A 22,254-nucleotide genomic window follows, 5' to 3' on the forward strand; every position below is an offset into this window, starting at 1 on the left:
CATGAACAAACGCATCGCCCTCAGGTTCTTCGCGAGCAAGCTCGCTCCTACAGGGCTGCCGCGTTCTTGTGTAACTTCCAGTTCAGCAAGTGTTGCTTGAAGTCATAACTGGCCGCCTGGTAGTAAGTGATCGCGCGCTGAATCAACGGATCATCACTGTTGCTCCTGGATTCCTGGCTTTCACCCAGGGCCTGGTCATGGCGGCGCAGGCCTTGGCGAGGGCTGAGGATTGCCAGGTTGGTACCGTCAAACAAGCCCAGGTGCTGATAGTTGCCGACCACCACGCGAGGTGGCAGAGGGTTGTCCTGCAGCAGATTGCGCCCGAAAAACGTCGATTCATAGCTCAGGTTCAACAGGCCCAGGAGTGTCGGGGCGAGGTCGATCTGGCTGGCCAGTTGTGCACTTTCACGGGCCTCAATCAACTTCGGCGCATAGATGAACAACGGAATCTGGTAGTTGCTGATGGGCAGGTCTTCCTTGCCTGCGCTGCCGGCGGTGTGGTCGGCGACGAATATAAAGATCGTGTTATCGAACCACGGTTTCTGGCGTGCAGCTTCCAGGAACTGGCCGATGGCATGGTCGGTGTACTTCACTGCGCCATCGCGACCGTTGCCGGACTTGATATCGATCCGACCGTCAGGATAGGTATAAGGCCGATGGTTGGAAGTTGTCATCAGTTGCAGCAGGAACGGCTGCCGCTTGGCGTAGTCGGCGTCGGCCAGCTTCAGGGTTTGCCTGTAGAGATCTTCATCGGCCATGCCCCAGGCATTTTTGAAGCTGATGTCTGCTTCCGCGACGCTGCTCTGGTCCACCACTCGGTAACCATTGCCACTGAAAAATGCATTCATATTGTCGAAATAGCCACGGCCACCGTAGACAAACACGCTGTCATAGCCGATGGCGCTCAGCTGTTGGCCCAGGCTGGCAAAGCCGCTCTCCCGGCCAATGCGCTTGACGATAGAGCGGCCCGGTGTGGGTGGAATAGCCAGGGTGATAGCCTCCAGGCCCCGGTCGGTTCGGGTGCCGGTGGCGTAGAAGTTATTGAAGTACAGGCTCTGTTTGCGCAAGGCATCGAGGTTGGGCGTCAGGTTGCGCTCATCGCCATTGCTGCCCATGTATTTGGCGCTGAAGCTTTCGATGGTCACTAGCACGATATTGGGTTTGCGCAGGGTGCCGGGGTTGTCGATGGCGCGGCGGATATCCAGTGGGTCGCTGCCGATAAAGCGCGCATTCGGTTCGCTGAGTTCGGCGCGTAGCTGGCGGGCCACGACGTCGGCCGGCAGGCTTTTGTAGAGCTGGCTGTAGTCCAGTTCATTGTTGCGGAACGCCGCGAAGAATTGGTATGGGCCGTTGCTGGCCAGTTCGTTGTTATAGGCGTTGCCGCCTTGGGTTCGTGGACTGTCCTGGCTAATCAATTGCAGGCTCAGGCCGGCAACCACCAGCAATCCCAGGGCATTGAGCAGGCGTCCACGCATGGCCGGCAGAGGCGAGTCGAGTGCTGCGTTGAACAGTTTGCGCAAGGCCAGGCTCAAGACAATCGCCAGGATTGCCAACAGGCCCAGCAGTTTGCCGATCGGGTAGGACTCCAGCAGGTTGTTCAACACTTCATCGGAATACACCAGGTAATCCACGGCAATAAAGTTGAAGCGCACACCGAACTCATCCCAGAACAACCATTCGGCCACGGATGTGAACAGCATGGCGAACAGGCTGACGGTCAGTACACCTTGCAGGAACCAGCGATGGCCGCGTCGCCGCCATAAAGCCGGTGGGCATAGCAGCAGGTACAGGCCCAGGGGCAGTGCGGCATAGGCCAGGAAACCCAGGTCGTAAAGCAGGCCCACGCCGAACACCGGCAGCAGGTTGCCGCTGACCTCATCCAGGTGGGTGATGAGCAGTAGGCTGCGGGTCAGCAGAAAAATGACCAGCCAGGTGCTGGTCAGCAGTAGCAAAAAGCGCATTGGCGCAGTCTTGGGCAGGCCCATGTCTGTATTCCTGAGAGCGATGGGCGGCGATATTCGCCCCGGCACTGTGGTCAGCTTGTGAACCTATAGTGAAAAACTCGTTAAGCAGGTTAATCGGTTGAAAACAGTAATCGGTTGCCCGTTCAGGTCTAGCGATAAGCCATACTTGGCCGTAAGCTGCGCGAGCCAACACGGCCGTTACCGCGTACGGAGACACTGCCCATGCGAATTTTATTGGTTGAAGACAACCGCGATATTCTGGCCAACCTGGCGGATTACCTGGGGCTCAAGGGTTATACCGTGGACTGTGCGCAGGACGGTTTGTCGGGCCTGCACCTGGCCGCCACCGAGCATTACGACCTGATCGTGCTCGATATCATGCTGCCCGGCATTGATGGCTACACCCTGTGCAAACGCCTGCGTGAAGATGCGCGCCGCGATACGCCGGTGATCATGCTCACTGCCCGCGATCAATTGGATGACCGCCTGCAAGGCTTCAAGTCGGGTGCCGACGACTACCTGCTCAAGCCATTTGCCCTGTCGGAACTGGCCGCACGCATCGAAGCCGTGCTGCGCCGCGCCCAGGGTGGTGGTCGGCGAGAGCTGCAAGTTGGCGATCTGTCCTACGACCTCGATACCCTGGAAGTGACCCGTGAAGGGCGCCTGCTCAAGCTCAACCCGGTCGGCCTGAAGTTGCTCGCGGTGTTGATGCAGAAAAGCCCTCACGTCCTGCGCCGCGAAGTGCTGGAAGAGGCCCTGTGGGGCGATGATTGCCCGGACAGCGACAGCTTGCGCAGCCACGTCCACCAACTGCGCCAGGTGATCGACAAGCCATTCGCCAAGCCGCTGCTGCAAACCGTGCATGGCGTGGGTTATCGCTTGGCCGAGGGCCGTGATGGAGTTTAAGCAAAGCCTTGCCCAGCGGATCATCATCGCCTTTGCGCTGATGAGCGCGCTGGTGGCGGGGGCCTTCGCCATGGGCATCGTCGCCACGGTACACCTGGTGGAAGAAAAATTGATTTCGGCGGGCCTGGGCGGCGACCTGCAACGCCTGCTGTTGATGGACAGTGTCGAAGACTGGCGTCACCGCCCCGAGCCGGACCAATTGTTCTACTTCAGCGGCGGACCTGGCGATTTTGAATTGCCCAAGGACTTGCGGCATCTGGACGCGGGCTTTCATGAGGTGTTTCGCGAAGAGCTTTCCTACCATGCCATGGTCGAGATCGTCGACGGTCGCCGCTATGTCCTGCTGCAAGACCAGAGCGATTTCGAAGAGCGCGAGCGCGTGCTGTTTGCGGTGGTGCTGGTGGGGTTTGTTCTCAGTCTGGCGCTGGCGGTATTCCTGGGCTGGGTCCTGGCCCGCAAGGTGATGGCCCCCGTGGTGCGCCTGGCGCGCCAGGTACGGCATCGTGACCAGTTGTTGGGCTTGGCCCCGCCGTTGGCCCCGGACTACGCGGCTGACGAAGTCGGCGAACTGGCGGTGGCCTTCGACGCGACCCTGGGCCGTCTGCGCCAGGCCCTGACCCGTGAGCGTTTGTTCACCAGCGACGTCAGCCATGAGTTGCGTACGCCCTTGATGGTGTTGGCCAGCTCCTGCGAACTGCTGTTGGAAAACCCGGCTATTGATTCACGGGGGCGCAAACAGGTCGAGCGGATCGCCCGGGCCTGCGAGGAGATGCGCGAGCTGGTGCAGACCTTCCTGATGCTGGCCCGTGCCCAGCATGACGACACCACGATGTCGCCCCAGATCAGCCTGTCCGAGGTTGCGGAGGGCTTGCTGGGGATCTGGCGCGACCCGATCGAGCGCAAGGGCATCGAGTTGTTCTACCAGCCGGGTAACCCACTCGATACCCGCTACAACGCCACCTTCTTGCATGCAGTCATGGGCAACCTGCTGCGCAATGCCCTGCATTACACCGAACATGGGTTTATCCGCCTGACCCTGGAGCCGACGGGCTTTGTGGTGGAGGACAGCGGTGTGGGGATCCCCGAAGACAAGCGTGAGGCGATGTTCGAGCCGTTTGTGCGCGGTAACGAAAAGCGCGGTGACGGCCTGGGCCTGGGGTTGTCCCTGGTCCAGCGCATCTGCGAGAGCCAAGGCTGGGTGGTCAGTCTCAGCACCATGGAACCCAGTGGCTGTCGCTTCCATGTTGAATTGAGCCTCGGCAAACCCTGATGCCTTTCCTGCCCCTGTTCTTGGGGCAGACTCTCTCCTGTTCGGCGAAGATGGCTTCATGCCATGCTTTTTCCCTGTAAAACTTTGTAATTCTTTACGGTTGGACGGGACGTTTTTTTCACAAAGGGTTGACCTTCGGATGACGTGCGACTGCTTAAGGTTGTAGGCATCAGTCCAGGAGACCCGTTGATGGCTACCCCGATCAAGCTTGAATTTTCCGAAAAGTACGACAACCAGCACGCTCAGGAATACTTGCTTAAACATCAGGACACCCTGGCACGCCGGCTATCTCACAAACGTGACGAGCAACTGGCCCGTGGTGCGCTGGCGATGGCCGGCGAGCCGGGCCTGGTATTGGATTTGCCGTGCGGTGCCGGGCGTTTCTGGCCGCTGCTGGCTGAAAAACCCAACCGGATCATTATCGGTGCGGACAATTCCGAGTCCATGTTGAACATCGCCATGGGCGCGCAACCGGCTGAAGTGGTCAAGCAGGTACGGCCCTTGCAGACATCAGCCTTTGATATCGATTTGCCAGATAACGCAGTGGACAGCATTTTTTGCATGCGCCTGTTGCACCACATCGGCGAGCCTGCGCACCGAATGGCGATATTGAAGGAGTTTCAACGAGTTACCCGCGATAGCGTGATCATTTCGTTGTGGGTGGATGGCAATTTCAAGGCCTGGAAGCGCAAGCGCCTGGAAGTGCAGCGCCGCAACAAAAGTGAGCAGGAGAGTTACCGAAATCGATTTGTGTTACCGGCTGCTACTGTTGAAGCTGAGTTTGAGCAAGCAGGTTTCCGCGTCCAGGAATATCTGGACTTCATACCGCTGTACGCCATGTGGCGAGTGTATGTATTGCGCAAGAGGTAGCAGGATGGCCGTTGAGTACGTAGCAGGCAGTCACGTAGCACCTGAAGAACGGTTTGATTATTTTTGGCGGCAGCAGGGCGAGTGGGTCGAGGAACCCAATCGACGTCGGGGTGGCGAAAGCGGTGTACAGCGGGTGATCGGTACCAATGGGCGTTTGCTCTACAGCAAACGCCAGACGGGCCATACCTACCGCAGTTGGTTGCATCCCTTTGGGCGGCCGACGGTGCTACGTGAGCGTGATGCGCTCAGGGGCCTGCGCTTGCTGAATGTAGGCGTCCCGGAACTGGTGTTCTGTGGGGCCCGCCGTGATCCCGAATATCAATGGACTGCCTTGCTGGTGACGGCGTCCCTGGATGGCTTCGACGAAATCGACAACTGGTACGCCGCAGGTGGCCGCGAACAATACGGTGAACGGGTACACGAGCGCCTACTCCAGGAGCTGGCGCAAACCCTGGCACGTATGCATAAGGGCCGCTGGCAGCATGGCTGCCTGTACAGCAAGCATATCTTTGTGCGGGTCTGCGGGGAGGGCGAGGAGGCCACGGTCGAAGTGGCGCTGCTGGATCTAGAGAAATGCCGCCAACGCCTGACCGCCCGGCGCGCCGCTGCCCATGATATGCAGCAATTACGTCGCCATTCGTCGTGGAATGCCGCCGACTGGCAAAAACTCAGCTACTTTTACGAAACGGCGTTTGGCAGCGCTATCAAGGGTTTAACCTAATGAAGCTAGAAATAGCACGAGGTTTGTTTCTGTTGGGGGCCTTGGGCATCGCTTCCCTGGCCCTGGCTACCTGGGAGCAGCCTCGTACAGAAGTCCTCAGCGCGGAGCACAGTGGCGGGCAATGCCCGTTGCCGCGGATCGCCAAGGCCGCGGGGGTGACTCAGCCTGATCATCAGCTGTTGCTGTTTATGTTTGGGTTGTCCCAAGGGATGAGGCCTGCGAGTTGAAGAGATTGATGTCCTTATAAAAGGCCTCGCAGTGCGGGTAATGCCAGTCAGTTAAGCGGATTCTGCTTTCTGTAGGAGCGAGGGGGACGCCTAGTTCTTGCTCGCGAAGGACGTCAACGATAACGCGTGTTTGCTAGGTAAACGCGGTGCTCTCGAGTTCTTCGCGAGCAAGCTCGCTCCTACAAAAAGGCTTAACTGACTGGCGATACGCGCACTCAATCAATCCGCCAAGGGATCACGCTTAGCCAACAACGTATACACACACGGCAACACAAACAAAGTAAACAGCGTCCCCACCGACATCCCCGTAGCAATCACCATCCCGATATCAAACCGACTGACCGCCCCAGCCCCAGTAGCCAAGATCAACGGCACCATGCCAAACACCATCGCCGCCGTGGTCATCAATACCGGGCGCAGGCGAATGGCCGCCGCTTCTTCCACCGCTTCACGGGGTGTCAGGCCCTTGTCCTTGCGCAACTGGTTGGCAAATTCGACGATCAGGATCCCATGCTTGCTGATCAGCCCGATCAACGTCACCAGCCCCACCTGGGTGTAGATGTTCATGCTCGACCAGCCGAGGAACAACGGGATCAACGCGCCGCAGATCGACAGTGGCACCGTCACCAGTATCACCAGCGGGTCACGGAAGCTCTCGAACTGCGCGGCCAGCACGAGGAAGATGATCGCCAGTGCCAGGCCAAAGGTGACCCACAGCGCACTGCCTTCCTGGATGAACTGGCGCGACGCGCCGCTGTAGTCAAAGGCGTAGCCGGCCGGGGTTTCTTCGATGGCAATCTGGCGCACGGTGTCGATGGCTTCGCCCATGCTGACAATCGGAAAGCCCGAGATCAGGGCCGAGTTGAGTTGCTGGAACTGATTGAGCTGTCGCGGCCGTGCGCGGTCGCTGACGCTGATCAAGGTCGACAGCGGCAACAGTTCGCCCTGGGTGTTTTTCACGTAGTAGTTGTTCAGCCACTCGGGGTTATCCCGATAGGCCCGTTCGACCTGGGCGATGACCTTGTAGCTGCGCCCGTCAATGGTGAACCGGTTGATTTCGGCCTCCGCCAGCAAGGTCGCCAGGGTGCTGCCCAGATCCTGCATCGACACCCCCATCTGCGCCGCTTTGGCGCGGTCGATGTCCACCACCACCTCGGGCTTATCGAACGCCAGGTCGATATCGACAAAGGCAAACTTGCCCGACTCCATGGCGCGTTTCTTCACGCGGTTGGCCACTTGCAGCAATGACTCATAGTCATTGGGTGTGTTGATCACAAAACCGAAGGGCAGGCCTTCGCCGGTGCCTGGCAGCGAGGGCAGGTTGAAGCCGAACACTTGCAAACCGGGGATCTGCTCCAGGCGTTTCTGCACTTCAGGCAGGATCTGCATCTGCGTGCGGTCGCGCTCGTTCCACGGTTTGAGCAGGAAACCGCCAATCCCCGATTGCACACCATTGAACCCATTGATCTGGAACGAGGAGTAGTACTCCGGGAAGTCCTTGAAGATCGTGATGAACTCGTCGGTGTAGGTGTTCAGGTAGTCCAGGTTGGTCGGCTGCGGCGCGCTGGCCATCATGAAGATGATGCCCTGGTCTTCGTCCGGGGCCAGTTGCGACTGGGTGAACTTGAGGAACACTGGGATCAGGCACAGCACGATCAAGGCAAACACAATTACCACCGGCCGGGTGTTCAAGGTGCCGTGCAACAGGCTCTGGTAGCGGCGCTTGAGGCCTTCGAAGATCCGGTCCAGGCGATGGGCCAGGCCCGTGGGGTTTTCATCGTGGCGCAACAGCAAGGCACACATCATCGGAGACAGGGTCAGGGCGACGATGCCGGAGATCACCACCGCGCCGGCCAGGGTCAGGGCGAACTCCTTGAACAACGCCCCGGTCAATCCCTCCAGGAAACCGATGGGCGCGTACACCGCCGCCAGGGTGATGGTCATCGACACCACCGGCACGGCAATCTCCCGCGCGCCTTCCAGCGCGGCATCAAGTGGCGTCTTGCCTTGTTCGATATGGCGGTGGATGTTCTCCACCACCACAATCGCGTCGTCCACCACCAGGCCGATGGCCAGCACCATCGCCAGGAGTGTCAGCAGGTTGATGGAGTAGCCCATCAACTGCATGAAAAACAGCACGCCAATCATCGACAGCGGGATGGTGACCACCGGGATCACCACCGAGCGCAATGCCCCGAGAAACAGGAACACTACGACTATCACGATCAGCACGGCTTCAAACAGGGTTTTGACCACCTCGTTGATGGACGCCTGGATAAACAGCGTGGCGTCGTAGGCAATTTCTGCCTTGAGATTGGGCGGTAGCTGGGATTCCAGCTCCGGCATGATCTTGCGTACTTCCTTGATCACATCCAGCGGGTTGGCGCTGGGAGTAGCCTTGATGCCGATGTACACCGAGGGCGTGCCACCAAAGGAGCTGATGGCGTTGTAGTTCTCTGCGCCCATTTCCACCCGGGCCACGTCACCCAGCAGCACCCGGCTGTCGCCATCGGTCTTCACGGTGATGGCGGCGAAGGCTTCGGCGGTCTTGAGGTCGGTATTGGCGTTGATGCTGGTGACGACATACTCGCCCTTCACTTCGCCGGCGGCGGAGAGATAGTTGTAGTTGCGCACGGCATTGGTGACGTCACCGGCGCTCAGGCCGAAACCGGCGAGCTTGACCGGGTCCAGCCACAGGCGCATGGCAAATACCTGATTGCCGAGGATCTCGGCTTCGGCCATGCCGGGCAGGGTCGCCAGTTTGGGCTGGATCACCCGCGACAGGTAGTCGGTGATCTGCGGGTTGCTCAGTTGCTGGCTTGAGAAACTGATGTACATCAGCGCCGAAGCATCCGCAGCCTCTTTGCTCAATACCGGATCTTCAGCGTCTTGCGGCAGCTTGTTCTTCACCTCGTTGGCCTTGGCCAGCAGTTCGGTGAACAGGCGGTCGCTGTTGGCGCCGATCCGCGCATAGATGGAAATCACCGAGAAGTTCTGGCGACTGACCGAGGTCATGTAGTCGATGCCTTCGGCGCTCGCCAGGCTTTGTTGCAAGGGTTGTGTGATGTAGTCCTGGATCGTCTCGGCATTGGCCCCGGGGTACGCGGTGGTCACAGTGATCAGGGCGTTTTCCATGGATGGGTATTGGCGCAGTGGCAGTTTGCTGTAGGCCTGGAAACCCAGCAGCACGATCAGCAGGCTGACCACCATGGCCAGCACCGGGCGGCGGATAAACGTATCGGTAAACGCCATGGCTCAGTTCCTTGAACCGTCGTTGCGCGGGGGTTGGCCCGGGGCGGCCGGCAGGTTTTTATCCGCGGTGATGGCGATATGCGCACCGGTGTCGAGCTTGATCTGCCCGGCACTCACCACTTGCTCGCCACTGCTCAGGCCCTTGCTGACCAGCACCAGGCCGTCGCGCCGCTCGCCGGTCTCGATAAACCGTCGTTCGGCGATCAATATCGGTTGGCCATCGGCTCCTTTTTCGAGGCTGCCGTCCTCGGCCTTTTTCTGTGCGACCACGTAGGCTGAGTTGCCGTAGAGGGTGTAGGTAATTGCACTTTCCGGCACCACCACCTGCGCTTGTGGGTCGGGCAACAGCACTTGCAGGTTGCTGAACATACCCGGTAGTAGTTGATTGTCAGGGTTGGCCAGGGTGGCGCGTACCAGCACGTTACGGGTGCTGCTCTCGACTTTGGGGTTGATGGCGCTGAGGGTGCCGGGGAAGGTCAGTTTCGGGTAGGCCGAGACTTGCACCTGTACCGCCTGGCCGACGGCCAGTCTGGGCACCGCTTGTTCAGGCACATAGAAATCCACATAGAGGCTGCTCAGGTCCTGCAAGGTGGCGATCACCGTGCCGCTGGCCAGGTAGTCGCCCACGTCGACCTGGCGAATGCCGATGGTGCCGCTGAACGGTGCGACGATGTGTTTCTTGGCCAGGGATGCCTTGAGCTGGTTGACCGTGGCCTTGTTTTTTTGCAGTTGCGCCGAGAGTCGGTCGAACTCACCCTTGGAGATTGCCTGGCTGCCCACCAGTTGGCTGCCGCGCCCGTAATCGAGCTGGGCCAGGCCCAGGTCGGCCTGGGCGGTTTGCAGCAGGGCGTCTTCCACCGCGCTGTCCAGTTGCACCAGTGGTTGCCCGGCCTTGACCTTCTGCCCGGACTCGAACTGCACGGCCTTGACGGTGCCGGCGATCTCCAGGGCAAGGTTCACCCCTTGCAAGGCCTTGAGCGTGCCCACCGCCGGCAGGCGCTGTTGCCAGGGTTGTTCGACCGCCGTGGCCACCGCCACGCTGATCGGCGGTTTGGGGGCGGAAAAGACCTGGATCTGCTGGTAAATGGAGAAGGCCTTATAGCCCCCCAGCAGCAGGACAATCAACAGCACAACGGCCAACATGATCAGCATGCGACGACGCAGCATATTCCGGTTCCTTGGAAAAAACTGAGGCAGACGAAGACGAACGATTTGGCACATTACTCCGAGTTTCGGGGGGATTCCAACTGGTAAATTTCACAACCTGAGGGCAGGCTCAAGCGCAATGGTTTCGGGGCGTCCAGGGGTGAGAAAGGGTTGTCAGTCCTTTCTCTCAAGGGTGTGTTCCAGCCGGTTGTCGCGCTTGGCCAACGCCGTATACACCGACGGCAGGACAAACAAGGTGAACAACGTCCCGATCGACATGCCGGTGGCGATCACCATGCCGATATCAAACCGACTGACCGCGCCCGCACCGCTGGAAAACACCAGTGGGACCACCCCCAGCACGGTAGCGATGGTGGTCATCAATACCGGCCGCAAGCGGATAGCGGCGGCCTCCTCGATGGCGGCACGCGCCGACAGGCCTTGTTCCTTGCGCAATTGATTGGCGAACTCGACGATCAGGATGCCGTGCTTGCTGATCAGGCCAATCAACGTGACCAAGCCGATTTGCGTGTAAATGTTCAACGTGGACCAGCCCAGGAACAGCGCAATCAGCGCACCGCATATCGACAGCGGCACGGTCACCAGGATCACCAGCGGGTCACGCAGGCTTTCAAACTGGGCCGCCAGCACCAGGCCGATAATTGCCAGTGCCAGGCCGAACGTACCCCACAGCGCATTCCCCTCTTGTACAAACTGGCGCGTGGCGTTGCTGTAGTCGAAGGTGTAGCCCGTCGGGGCCTCCTCCAGGGCGATGGCTTGCACGGTCTCAAGGGCGTTGCTCATGCCCACAATCGGATACGCCGAGACCAGCACTGAATTGAGCTGCTGGAACTGATTCAACTGCCGGGGGCGGACCTCTTGGCTGGAGACGGTGATCAGTGTCGACAAGGGCAATAATTGGCCTTTGGCCGTTTTTACGTTGTAGTGACTCAGCCAGTCCGGATTGTCCCGGTAGGTACGCTCGACCTGGGCAATGACCTTGTAGAGATTGCCATCAATCCGAAACCGGTTGATTTCCGTTTCGGCCAGCAGCGTCGCCAGGGTCAGGCTCAGGTCTTCCATGGATACGCCCATCTGCGCGGCCTTGGCCCGGTCAATGTCGATCACCACTTCAGGCCGGTCGAATGCCAGGTCGATATCCACATAGGCAAACTTCCCCGAGTCGATCGCCCGTTGCTTGACGCGCTCGGCCACCTCCAACATCGATTGATGATCCTGCTGGGAACTGATGACAAAGCCAAAGGGCAGGCCCTCGCCCGTACCCGGCAAGGATGGCAGGTTGAAGGCAAAGACTTGCAGGCCGGGGATGTTATCGAGCTTTTCGCGTAGCGGCACCATGACCTCCATCTGTGAGCGCTCGCGTTCGTCCCAGGGCTTGAGCAGGAAACCGCCGACGCCCGAATGCACGCCATCCAGGCCATTGATCTGGAACGAGGCCTGGTACTCGGGCACGGTCTGGAACTGCTCGATAAAGTCCTGGGTGTAGGTGTTGAGGTAGGCCAGGTTGGTTGGCTGCGGTGCACTGGAGAGGATGAAGATCAGGCCCTGGTCCTCATCGGGGGCCAACTCCGACAGGGTGAACGTGAGCATGGCCGGAATCAGGCCGAGGACAAGCAGGGCGAACACGATGACCACTGACTGTGCCTCCATGATCTGATGCAGCCGCCGCTGATAACGCTGTTTCAGGTTGTCGAAGAGTCGCTCCAGGAGCAGGTGCAGGCCCTGCGGTTGTTCTTCAGGGCGCAGCAGCAGGGCGCACATCATTGGTGACAGCGTCAGCGCGACGATGCCGGAAATCACCACGGCGCCGGCCAGGGTCAGGGCAAACTCCTTGAACAGCGCACCGGTCAACCCCTGGAGGAAGCCGATGGGGGCATACACCGCGGCCAGGGTGATCGTCATGGAAATCACCGGCATGCACACCTCCCTGGCGCCCTTGATTGCCGCTTCGAGGGGCGATCGGCCTTTTTCGATATGCCGATGGATGTTCTCCATCATCACAATGGCATCATCGACCACCAGGCCGATGGCCAACACCATGGCCAGCAGCGTCAGGACGTTGATCGAGTAACCCATCAGTTGCATGAAGAACAGTGTGCCGACCAGTGACAGGGGAATGGTGATGACGGGAATCACCACCGAGCGCAACGAGCCAAGAAACAAAAACACCACCAGCACCACAATCAGGATGGCTTCCATCAGGCTCGACAGCACATGGTCGATAGAGGCGTTGATATACAGCGTCGAGTCGTAGGCGATATCCGCTTGCAGGTGCGGCGGTAACTGCGCCTGCAAGTCCGGCAACAGGTCGCGTACGCGCTTGCCCAGCTCCAGCGGGTTGGCATCGGGGGTTGGCTTGATGCTGATATAAGTTGCGGGCAGACCGTTGAATGAACTGAAACTGTCGTAGTTCTGCGCGCCCAATTCCACCCGCGCCACATCACCGAGGCGTACCTGGCTGTCGCCATTGGTTTTCAAGGTGATGGCCTTGAAGCCTTCAACCGTTTGCAGTTCGGTATTGGCCGTGACACTGGTCACGACAAACTCACCGGTGGCGTCGCCGGCGATAGACTGGACGTTGTAGCGCTTGACGGCCTGCGTTACATCGCTGGCGCTCAAGCCAAATCCCGCGAGTTTCAGCGGGTCCAGCCACAGGCGCATGGCAAAGCTCTGGTTGCCGATGATCTGGGCTTCGGCCATGCCCGGCAGCGTCACCAGCCGAGGCTGCACCACCCGCAGCAAGAAGTCGGTGATCTGCGCATTGTTCATGGTGTCGCTGGAAAAACTCAGGTACATGAGCGCGGTGTTGTCTGCCGCGACTTTGTTCAGGACCGGATCTTCAATCTCCCTGGGTAGCTGGTTCCTCACTTCATTGGTCTTGGCCAGCAGTTCGGTGAACAAACGGTCGCTGTCGGCACCGACCCGGCCATAGATTGAAATAACGGACACATTCTGGCGGCTGGAGGAGCGCATGTAGTCGATGCCTTGCGCACTGGCCAGGCTTTTCTGCAGCGGTTGTGTGATGTAGCTCTGTACGGTCTCGGCACTGGAGCCCGGAGCAAGCGTGGTTACGGTAATCAGCGCATTTTCCATCTGGGGGAACTGGCGCAGGGGTAATTGCCCGTAGGCCTGCCATCCCAGCAACACGATCAGCAGGCTGACAACCAGGGCCAGCACGGGGCGGCGGATAAACAGGTCGGTGAACGTCATTCAGCGTTCTCCCGCTGAGTGGTCAGGGGCCGTTCAGCAGGCTGGTTCTTGTCGATACCGATGCGTATCGGGGTACCGTTTTGCAGCTTGATCTGGCCGGCGGTGACGATCTGTTCGCCCTTGTTCAAGCCCTTGGCAATCACGATCTCGCCGGCGCGCCGTTCGCCGGTTTCGACCAGGCGTTGTTCGGCGATCAGGACCGGCTTGCCCTCGCCATCGAGTTCGTCGCGTCCCTCGCTGTTTTTGCGTGGTGTCACGACGTATACATACTGGCCGTAGGGGCTGTAGGCGATTGCGCTCTCCTGAATCACCACGTGCACGGCCGGGTTGGCCAACAGCACCTGCAAGTGGGCGAACATCCCCGGCAGCAGGTCGTTGGACGGGTTGCTCAAGGTGGCGCGCACCAACACATTTCGGGTGTTGTCGTCGACAATGGGGTTGATGGCGCTGACGCTGGCGAGACTGACCAGCCCTGGCCGCGCCGAAACTTCAATCTGCACCGCCTGGCCGACTTCGATCAGTTGCACGGCTTGTTCAGGCACATGGAAATCCACGTAAAGGCTCTGGGTGTCCTGCAGGCTGGCGATTACCGTGGCGCTTTGCAGGTTGTCGCCGATATCGATTTGGCGAATGCCGATCGTGCCGTCGAACGGGGCAACGATACTTTTTTTGGTCAGGGCCGAGCGGCGCTGGGCAACCAGGGCGTTGTTGCGGTTGAGTTCGGCAGACAGCCGATCGAACTCGCCTTGGGAGATGGCCTTGATCCTCACCAGTTTCTGCCCGCGCTGGAAATTCTGCCGCGCCAGGCTGCGGTCAGCCAGGGCCACGTCCAACTCGGCCTGTTCGGTCTGGTGTTCGAGTTGCAGCAGGGTTTGCCCGGCCTTGACGGCTTGCCCCGAGTCGAAATGCAACTGGGTGACGATGCCGGGCACCTCGATACTCAGGTTGATGCCTTGCAGCGCCTTGAGTGTTCCCGCCGCTGGCAATTGGCGCTGCCAGGTTTTTTCGACGGCATTGGCGACCGCCACACTGACGGGCGGCTTGGGCGCATGCAGCAGCTGCAACTGTTGGTAAACCCAGAATGCCTTATAGCTGGCGAGCATCAGCACGGCCAACAGGACAATGCTGAGCATGGTAATCATCCGGCGGCCCGGCATAGGTTCTTCCTTGTGAGGGTGACGTGGTGCGGGGGGCGCACGCTGAGCCACGCAGTCTTCACGAGAAAGGCGGGTGCTATAAGGCGGAAATTCGCGAGTACCTGTAAGAAGGCTGGTCCCTCGTTGAGGGCGCTTTCGCAGGCTGCGTAGGATTTGTTCTGGGGATGGGCTCCCAGGTGTCAGCCCGGGAGCGATGCAGTGGTTTCAGACCAGATGCAGATGGTTATCCCAAAACCCGGCGGGCAATTCCAGGGGCTTGGCCACCAGTTGTGGCTGCCGGCAATCGTAGAAGCGACAACGGCCCTGGCCCGAGGTCACGACAAACCCGTCTGCCACCGCACCCACGCCGGCGCAGTCGGGCAACGGCCCGTCCAGACGCAGTTCGCCGCTGTCCATGTCCCAGATAAAAAAGCGATTGCCCCGTGGTGCGGTCAGTGCCACCAGGCGCAACTCACTGTGCACAGCCACGCTGGCGGTGTAGTGCCCCATGGCCTGCAACTGCTCATCCGCCACCGGGAACGCCACGAACGGTTGCCCCGGACGCTTGATTGCCAACAATTCGGATCGCTCCTGCGAAGGCCCCATGAACTGCTGTCCGGTGAGGATCGTGCCATCGCTGGCGATCCCCATATGGCGCACGCTGTTCATCTGTTGGCCGAGGGTTTCCTTGCTCAACAGCGTACCGTCGCGCTGCATCAGCACCAGGCTGGGCTCCATGGCGTTGAGGTTCATCTCGACCCGGCTTTCGGCCTCGGTGCGAATACCGCCATTGGCTACGATCAGGGTTTCTCCATCGGGCATCCACGACACCTGGTGCGGGCCGATGCCGTGGGTGGAGATCTCGCCACGGTGTACCAGGCGTTCACCTTCGAACTTGTATACCCCCAACAGGCCGCGACCGGGGTCGGTGGTGTCGTTTTCCGTGGCGTACAGCCAGTCGCCGCTCTTGTGGATCACCGCATGCCCATAGAAGTGCCGGTTGGCCTGGGACGTCACGGTTTGCAGCAGCGTGCCGTCGCGCAGGTCTACCAGGTAGCTCTCGGTGCCCGGGCGGCGGGCCACGAACAGGGCGATGGGCAGGGTCGGGTGGTTGATGATGTCGTGGCAGCGCTGGCCGACCTGGGTCGCGAACACCTGGCTGCCGTCCAGGCGATAACCCACGGCGTAGTGCTTGCCGTCGGCATCATCCCGGGCCGACAGCAGCAGCGGGCTGTCGCCCTTGCGCTTGAACAGCGTCCAGCCGCCCAGAGTGATTGCACTGAGCAGCACGCTGCCGATGGCCAAAGCCTGTCGCCTGAGCATCATCAGTCACCGTCGTTGGCGTTGAAGCCCAGTTGGATGCCCAGCGCCTTGGCCAGTTCGCCCTCATGCAGGCGGTGGACGACGTTGAGGCTGTCGTAGATGTCGTTGAGTTGCTGGCGCCCGGCGTCATCGGCCAGCAGTTCATTGAGCGAACGCTGGTTGCTGTCGAACAGTTTCAGTGAGGCGGCGTAGGCAGCGTCGATCTTCTCGGCCAAAGGCTTCTGGTCGGCGGGCAGCAGGCCGCGCAGGCCCTTGTTGTCGACCCCGACCCACACGGTCTGGGCCGCCGCGAGGCTGGCTTGCAAGCCTTGCAGGGACGACTGGCTACGCCACGCATCGGCCTGGAACGGCTGCGGGATACCCTTGGACAGGCGACCCATCGGCGTGCCGAGTTTTTTCTTCAGAGTGTCCAGGGCCGTGACCTGCACGCGCAGCAGCTCGGCGATGGCTTCGTGGGAATCGGCGTAGCGCTGGTTCGGGAACTTGGTCATCTGCGCGAGCATGCCGTCGGTGCTGTTCCAACTGGCGAGGATTTCCTCGGCGAGTTGTTTCTGGCGCTCGCCGATGGCGATCAGGAGTGGGCAGTAGCGGGCTTTCTGGGCATCGTTGGCGATGTCGGTCTTGGCGTCATACAGGATGTATTCGTAGGCCGACAGGCCTTGCACCACGACGCTGGACTTGGCCAGGGCGGCGGCATCGATCTGCGGCTGGGCGGTGGCCAGTTGCTCGACCTGACGGCCGACGAGGTTTTTCTTGTCCGGCCAGAACTGCACCTGCCAGGCGCGGTTGCCCTCGGCCAGCGGGCCAATCAGCAGCGGTTGTAACTCGGCCCAGGCTTTTTGCGCGTGGAGGAAGTCGGCGCGCGCGGTTTCCAGGGATTCCTTGCCTTGGCAGTAAGCCAGGGCACTGACGGCCAGTTGCCGGTCAGCTTCGACCCAGCGGCTGTAGGTCGGCAGGATCACTTGCTTGGCGATGGCGGCCGAGGTAACCGCTTGCGGATCCTGTGGCGAGCAGGCGCCCAGGGCGAGGGCGGCAAGGCTGGTGAACAACAACTTGGGACGGAACATGTCGAGCTCCCTTCATTAATTGGGGCAAAGCTTATAGAGAATTCAGGAACGCGAGCAACGCGGCGCGCTGCTCGGCGCTAAATGACAACACATGCTGTTGCGCCGCCTGGGCTTCACCACCGTGCCACAGCACGGCTTCAAGCAGGTTGCGGGCGCGGCCGTCATGCAGCAACTGGGTGTGGCCACTGACATTTTGCGTCAGGCCAATGCCCCACAACGGCGGCGTGCGCCAGTCGCGGCCACCGGCCTTGAATTCGGTACGGTTATCGGCCAGGCCTTCGCCCATGTCGTGCAACAACAGGTCGCTGTAGGGGCGGATTACCTGGTTGGCCAGCTCAGGTTCAGCGGCGTTGCCTGCGGTGGTGAATTTCGGCGTATGGCACGACTGGCAACCCGCCTGGAAGAACAGGTTCTTACCGTCTAGCACTTGCTGCTCATTGACATCACGGCGCGCCGGTACGGCCAGGTTGCGGGTGTAGAACAGCACCAGGCGCAGGATGTTATCGCTGACTTCCTGCTCGCCATTTTCGCCGTTGCCGTTGGGCGCCTGCTTACAGGCAACCTGGGCGTCGGTGCAGTCATCGAAGGGTCTCAGGCTGGTCGTCAGGCCCATATCACCCGAGAACGCGTGAACATTTTGTTGATTGAGGTTCGGTTGTCCGGCTTTCCAACCAAAGCGCCCGAGCACGGTTTTTTGCTGGGCATCATCCCAGACCCAGTTCGGGCGGCCGAGCACGCCATTTTTATCCGGGCGTTTGCTGGCGTTTTGCAGGATGTCCGCATCGCTGATGGCTTCAAGCAGGCCCAGGCCGATCATCGGCGGGGCCACGCGCGCGGAAAACCGCGTATCGGGATGCATCGGGCCATAGCCGAGCTGAGTGATTTGCAGGGTTGGCTTGCGCAACTCGACCACCGTGCCGTCCTTGAACGTGACGTTGACCGGCGTGTAGTCGACCCGCACCTTGCCTTCCGGGACCACACCTGGCACGGCCATGTCCTGCAGTTGGCCACCATAGACTGGCTCCGGGACGACACCCAGTTGCTCGATGACCTTGGCGTAGGGCGGTGAATCCGGAATCGACAGGCGCACCAGCATCGACACCGCATTGCTGGCCTCAGGCAAGGGCGGATGGCCGCGCCCGTCCTTGATGTGGCAGTTCTGGCAGGCGTTGGTGTTGAACAGTGGTCCCAGCCCATCACGGGCCGTGGTGGTGGCCGGGGCGATCACCCACGGGTTGCGGAAAAAGCTGTTGCCGACGCTGAAATCCAGGCGGCGCGTCGGCGCCAAGTTGGCCGACGGCAGCGAGAAGGCATTCTGGTCGGTCTTCCTTACCGTCGTGCTGCCTCCCGAACGCGCCTCACCCGGCTCGGCCTGGGTAAATGTCGGCGGCGGGGCGTCATCGCAGGCACTCAGGCTCACGGCCATCAAGAGTGCAGACAGGCGAAGAAGCAAACGGGGCATCGGTAATCCTGAAAAGACGGGCGACGGTGGATGAAATTCAGGGGGCAAAGTCTAACAGGGCAGGGCGGATTGAATAAGAGCAATTATCGTTTGCTCCAATCTGATGCATTCCCGCTAGAATGGCCGCACATTTTTCCTGGAGGTGGCCAATGCAGGCTCTCGACGCTTTGCTCAACCGTGTTTCCGTGCCGCGCCTGCTGGAGCCGGCCCCCACTGCCGAACAGCGCGAAGTGCTGTTCGCGGCAGCCATGCGTGCGCCGGACCACGGCCAGTTGCGGCCTTGGCGCTTCCTCACCGTGGAAGGCCCGGCCCGCGAGCAAATGGGCACCCTGCTGGCCGAAGCGGCCCGCCTGCAAGACCCCGCGGCACCGCAAGCGGTGATCGACAAGGCACAGAACGGTCCATTGCGTGCGCCGTTGGTGGTGGTGGTGATTGCCCGTCTGCAGGAACACTTCAAGGTGCCCAAGTCCGAGCAGTTGCTGGCGGCCGCCTGTGCGGCCCACGGCATCCTGCTGGCGGCGTACGCCCAGGGGATTGGTGCGGTGTGGCGGACCGGGGAGTTGTCGTATTCGGCGCATGTGGCCAAGGGGTTGGGGCTGGGCGCGGGTGAGGAGGTGATCGGCTTCCTCTACCTGGGCACCGCGCAGAACCCGCCGCGTACGGCGGCAAAGGAAGACATCACGGCGTTTGTCAGTGCCTGGACCGGTCTCTGATACCAGCCACATCCAAATGTTGAAGCTGCTTGTGTGGGAGCTGGCTTGCCTGCGATACAGACGCCTCGGTGCATCAGTTACACAGAGGTGATGCTATCGCAGGCAAGCCAGCTCCCACACAAGCCCGCTCCCACATGGGTATCCGGTGTTTTCAGGCCCGGAACTGATCCATCAGCTTCATCTGCTGGTTGGCCAATGCGTTCAATTGGCTGCTGATCGCCGCCGACTCCGTCGCCTGGCCGGTCAGGGTCTCGGTCACGGTACGAATGGCCGAAACATTGCGGTTGACCTCTTCGGCCACGGCGCTCTGTTCTTCGGCGGCGCTGGCGATTTGCAAGTTCATGTCGCTGATCACCGTCACTGCATCGCTGATCTTGCCCAGGGCCTGAACCGCCTGCTGGATCTGCCCGGCATTGTTCTGCGCCTGGCTCTGGCTCGAATGCATGGTGGTCACCACCCCACGGGTCGCGCTCTGGATGCGTTCGATCACCAGGCGGATTTCCTCCACCGAATCCTGGGTACGTCGGGCCAGGTTGCGCACTTCGTCCGCCACCACCGCGAAACCACGCCCGCTTTCCCCGGCGCGCGCGGCTTCAATCGCGGCATTGAGGGCCAGCAGGTTGGTCTGCTCGGCAATGCTGCGGATCACTTCCAGCACCGAGCCGATCTGCTCGCTGTTGACCGCCAGGGCTTCGACTTCGGTCACTGCCTTGCTGACTTCTTCGGCGAGGGTGGTGATGTCACGGGTGCTGCGCTCGATGATCGCCAGGCCCTCGCGGGCTGACTGATCGGCGCCGCGAGCTGCACTGGCAGCGTTTGAGGCGCTGTTGGCCACATCATGGGCGGTGGCGCTCATCTCGTTGGAGGCGGTCGCCACCTGGTCGATCTCGCGAAACTGCACCTGCATGCCTTCGCTGGTCTGGCGCGCGATTTCCGAGGACTGATCAGCGGTGCCACGGGCTTCGGTGATGCTCTGCTTGATCTGGGCGATGGTCGGTTGCAACTTGTCGAGGAAACGATTGAACCAGCCGACCAGTTCCCCCAGTTCGTCTTTTTTCGTGTAAGCCAGGCGTTGGGTCAGGTCACCGTCGCCGCTGGCAATGTCCTTGAGCATCGCCGCCACGCTGTTGATCGGGCGGGTCACGCCTGTGGCCGTCAGCCACATCAGCAACAGGCCCAGCAGGCCGGCCGCAGCGCCCACCAGCAATGCATGCAGTGTGCCGCGGGCCTGGGCGTCGTCGAGCACGCCTTGCAGCTTGACCGAATCGGCCAGCAGCACGTCCTTGGGCAGTTTGATCACCACGCCCCAGGGCTTGGCCTCGGCAATCGGCTTGACCGGGTACACCGCACGGATCGTATCGTCCTGCTCGCGGACCTTGCGGGTGTCACTGGCCAGCAGTTGCACGATCTCTTTGCCTTCGGCGCCGAGTACATCGACGATGCTCTTGCCGACCTTGTCCGGCTCGCCGCTGTAGCTGGCAATCAGGCCACTGCCGGAGAGGATTTCCATGATCCCGGCGCCGTCGAACAGCTCTTTTTGCGCGGTATTGGCGGCCGCTTGCAGGGCATCCAGGGCAATGTCGACGCCGATCACACCAATCACCTTGCCATCTGCCAGCAGCGGCAGCGAGATCGTGGTCATCAGCATCGACTTGCCGGCGACTTCGTCGGCATACGGGTCCAGCAGGCAAACGCTGCGGGTATCCCGTGGGCAGGTGTACCAGATGTTGTAGGGCGTACCACTAAGATTGAGGGTGGTCTTGGTCAGGTCCGCTTCCACCATCACCGTGTTCAGGCCTTCACCGCCGGCGCGGCTCCAATAGCTGGAAAAGCGCCCGACTTCGTTGGAGGCGCGCAGTTTGTCGTCGACAAATTCGCTGTCCCTGCCATCCAGGCCGTTGGGTTCAAACGACAACCAGATCCCCAGCACCTTGGTATTGCGCTCGAAGGCGGTCTTGATCCGCTGGTTGAGTTCCTCGCGCACGGCCCCCGCTTCCAGCGAGCGCTTGGCGGCCATGTTGCGCAAGTCCTTGACCTGATCGGCGAGGGCGGTGACCACCAACAGGCTCTCGCCGAAGGCTTTCTGCAGTTGCACGGCCTGCTCGGCGGCCTTGGCCTGGAGCAGGTTCTCCACGCTGGTGGTGAGCATGCGTGAACTTTGGGCGCTGACCAGTTGGTCGTTCTGGTTGGCCTGGTAGATATTCAGGCTGACGATCAGCGCAATCACTCCCAACAGGCAGAGGCCAGACAGCAGCACGATTTTCAAGCGGATGGAGAGGGTGTCGAACATGGGCTTACTCGCGATTGGACTTATTGGTGTGCAAGCAGGGCAACGGCCAAGTCCATTCGGCGCTATGCCCGCAACATCGGCACCGGCGAGTAATTCATGAGGGGCAGGCGATGAGCGGTAGCGCTCAGGCAGCGGTTTGCGCGAGGCGTTCGGGGCGTGACCAGATCCACAGGTTGCCCAGGCTCATCCCGGCGATGGCCAGGTAGATCGGCCAGCCGTGATCGAGCATCACCAGCATCAGGCCGGCACACAGCAGCATGCTCACGGTGGCGCTGACCTTGGCCCGGCGCGCGATGATCTTGCCGTTGCGCCAGTTGAACAGGATCGGCCCGAACAGGCGGTGGTTTTCCAGCCAGGCGCTCAGGCGTGGCGAGCTCTTGGTGGCAGCCCAGGCAGCCAGCAGGATGAATTCGGTGGTGGGCAGGCCCGGTACGACAATCGCAATCAAGCCGATCCCCAGGCTGACATAGGCCAGCAGGCCGAACAGGATTCGGGCGAGTTTGGAGGAGGATTGGGTTGTGCCGGTCATGGGTACGATTTGTATGGGTTGCGAAAAACCTGAAAGTGGAGCGCGATCAAAATGTGGGCGCTGGCTTGCCTGCGATAGCATCGCCTCGGTCCAACTGATAAACCGAGGCGCCTGCATCGCAGGCAAGCCAGCTCCCACATTAATTGC

At 60.7% G+C, this 22,254-nt stretch carries 16 protein-coding genes and 1 pseudogene; 6 read left to right on the plus strand and 11 right to left on the minus strand.

Annotation, left to right across the window (positions count from 1 at the left end; genetic code table 11):
* Positions 1–47: 47 nt before the first annotated feature.
* On the minus strand, positions 48–1,985 hold the full coding sequence (locus FJD34_RS05570; protein WP_090291864.1) for an LTA synthase family protein: 1,938 nt from the start codon (positions 1,983–1,985) through the stop codon (positions 48–50).
* Positions 1,986–2,186: 201 nt separating this feature from the next.
* Between FJD34_RS05570 and colR the strand changes: the two genes are divergently transcribed.
* From colR to FJD34_RS28195, 5 genes are all read left to right on the plus strand, one after another.
* On the plus strand, positions 2,187–2,870 hold the full coding sequence (gene colR / locus FJD34_RS05575; RefSeq protein ID WP_029295378.1) for a two-component system response regulator ColR: 684 nt from the start codon (positions 2,187–2,189) through the stop codon (positions 2,868–2,870).
* A complete protein-coding gene (locus tag FJD34_RS05580) occupies positions 2,860–4,140 on the plus strand; it encodes a sensor histidine kinase (RefSeq protein WP_032862424.1) in 1,281 nt (426 codons plus the stop codon). The genes colR and FJD34_RS05580 overlap by 11 nt, the downstream gene beginning before the upstream one ends.
* Before the next feature lie 189 nt (positions 4,141–4,329).
* Entirely contained in the window at positions 4,330–5,010 is a 681-nt protein-coding gene (locus FJD34_RS05585) for a class I SAM-dependent methyltransferase (RefSeq protein ID WP_032862425.1), read from the plus strand.
* Between the two features lie 4 nt (positions 5,011–5,014).
* Positions 5,015–5,731 (plus strand): lipopolysaccharide kinase InaA family protein, encoded by a 717-nt coding sequence (locus tag FJD34_RS05590; RefSeq protein ID WP_032862426.1) that lies wholly within the window; start codon positions 5,015–5,017, stop codon positions 5,729–5,731.
* Positions 5,731–5,958, plus strand: a complete 228-nt coding sequence (locus tag FJD34_RS28195; protein ID WP_032862428.1) for a hypothetical protein — start codon at positions 5,731–5,733, stop codon at positions 5,956–5,958. Before FJD34_RS05590 ends, FJD34_RS28195 begins: the two co-directional genes overlap by 1 nt.
* 219 nt (positions 5,959–6,177) lie before the next feature.
* Here the strand turns inward: FJD34_RS28195 and FJD34_RS05600 are convergent, their stop codons facing one another.
* The 7 genes from FJD34_RS05600 to FJD34_RS05630 all read right to left on the minus strand — a co-directional run bounded on the left by FJD34_RS05600 (position 6,178) and on the right by FJD34_RS05630 (position 18,575).
* On the minus strand, positions 6,178–9,210 hold the full coding sequence (locus FJD34_RS05600) for a multidrug efflux RND transporter permease subunit (protein WP_090291861.1): 3,033 nt from the start codon (positions 9,208–9,210) through the stop codon (positions 6,178–6,180).
* A gap of 3 nt (positions 9,211–9,213) precedes the next feature.
* Positions 9,214–10,377, minus strand: coding sequence for an efflux RND transporter periplasmic adaptor subunit (locus FJD34_RS05605; RefSeq protein WP_032862431.1), 1,164 nt, complete (start codon positions 10,375–10,377; stop codon positions 9,214–9,216).
* Positions 10,378–10,530: 153 nt separating this feature from the next.
* A complete protein-coding gene (locus FJD34_RS05610) occupies positions 10,531–13,587 on the minus strand; it encodes a multidrug efflux RND transporter permease subunit (RefSeq protein ID WP_090291859.1) in 3,057 nt (1,018 codons plus the stop codon).
* Positions 13,584–14,744 (minus strand): efflux RND transporter periplasmic adaptor subunit, encoded by a 1,161-nt coding sequence (locus FJD34_RS05615; protein WP_090291856.1) that lies wholly within the window; start codon positions 14,742–14,744, stop codon positions 13,584–13,586. The genes FJD34_RS05610 and FJD34_RS05615 overlap by 4 nt, the downstream gene beginning before the upstream one ends.
* 204 nt (positions 14,745–14,948) lie before the next feature.
* Positions 14,949–16,046 carry a DUF1513 domain-containing protein gene (locus FJD34_RS05620; protein ID WP_065943989.1) on the minus strand — a complete coding sequence of 366 codons (1,098 nt, stop codon included), beginning with the start codon at positions 16,044–16,046 and terminating at the stop codon, positions 14,949–14,951.
* Positions 16,047–16,048: 2 nt separating this feature from the next.
* The gene (locus tag FJD34_RS05625; protein WP_032862436.1) at positions 16,049–17,113 is read right to left on the minus strand and encodes an imelysin family protein; all 1,065 of its coding nucleotides are present in this window, start codon (positions 17,111–17,113) and stop codon (positions 16,049–16,051) included.
* 31 nt (positions 17,114–17,144) lie between these two features.
* Positions 17,145–18,575 carry a di-heme oxidoreductase family protein gene (locus FJD34_RS05630; RefSeq protein WP_090291854.1) on the minus strand — a complete coding sequence of 477 codons (1,431 nt, stop codon included), beginning with the start codon at positions 18,573–18,575 and terminating at the stop codon, positions 17,145–17,147.
* A 149-nt stretch (positions 18,576–18,724) separates the two neighbouring features.
* Here FJD34_RS05630 and FJD34_RS05635 point away from each other — a divergent pair, with 149 nt between their 5' ends.
* Positions 18,725–19,288, plus strand: a complete 564-nt coding sequence (locus FJD34_RS05635) for a nitroreductase family protein (protein ID WP_032862438.1) — start codon at positions 18,725–18,727, stop codon at positions 19,286–19,288.
* Between the two features lie 151 nt (positions 19,289–19,439).
* On the opposite strand, the gene FJD34_RS28805 is transcribed toward FJD34_RS05635, so the two are convergent.
* The 3 genes and pseudogenes from FJD34_RS28805 to FJD34_RS05650 form a co-directional block, all read right to left on the minus strand.
* On the minus strand, positions 19,440–20,195 hold the full coding sequence (locus tag FJD34_RS28805) for a methyl-accepting chemotaxis protein (protein WP_373290036.1): 756 nt from the start codon (positions 20,193–20,195) through the stop codon (positions 19,440–19,442).
* 102 nt (positions 20,196–20,297) lie between these two features.
* Positions 20,298–21,578: pseudogene (locus tag FJD34_RS28810) on the minus strand (methyl-accepting chemotaxis protein); the annotation flags it as partial.
* Between the two features lie 124 nt (positions 21,579–21,702).
* Positions 21,703–22,107, minus strand: coding sequence for a YbaN family protein (locus tag FJD34_RS05650; protein ID WP_032862440.1), 405 nt, complete (start codon positions 22,105–22,107; stop codon positions 21,703–21,705).
* Positions 22,108–22,254 lie beyond the last annotated feature (147 nt).

This window comes from Pseudomonas brenneri (genome assembly GCF_007858285.1).
In the GTDB taxonomy this organism is placed as follows: domain Bacteria; phylum Pseudomonadota; class Gammaproteobacteria; order Pseudomonadales; family Pseudomonadaceae; genus Aquipseudomonas; species Aquipseudomonas brenneri.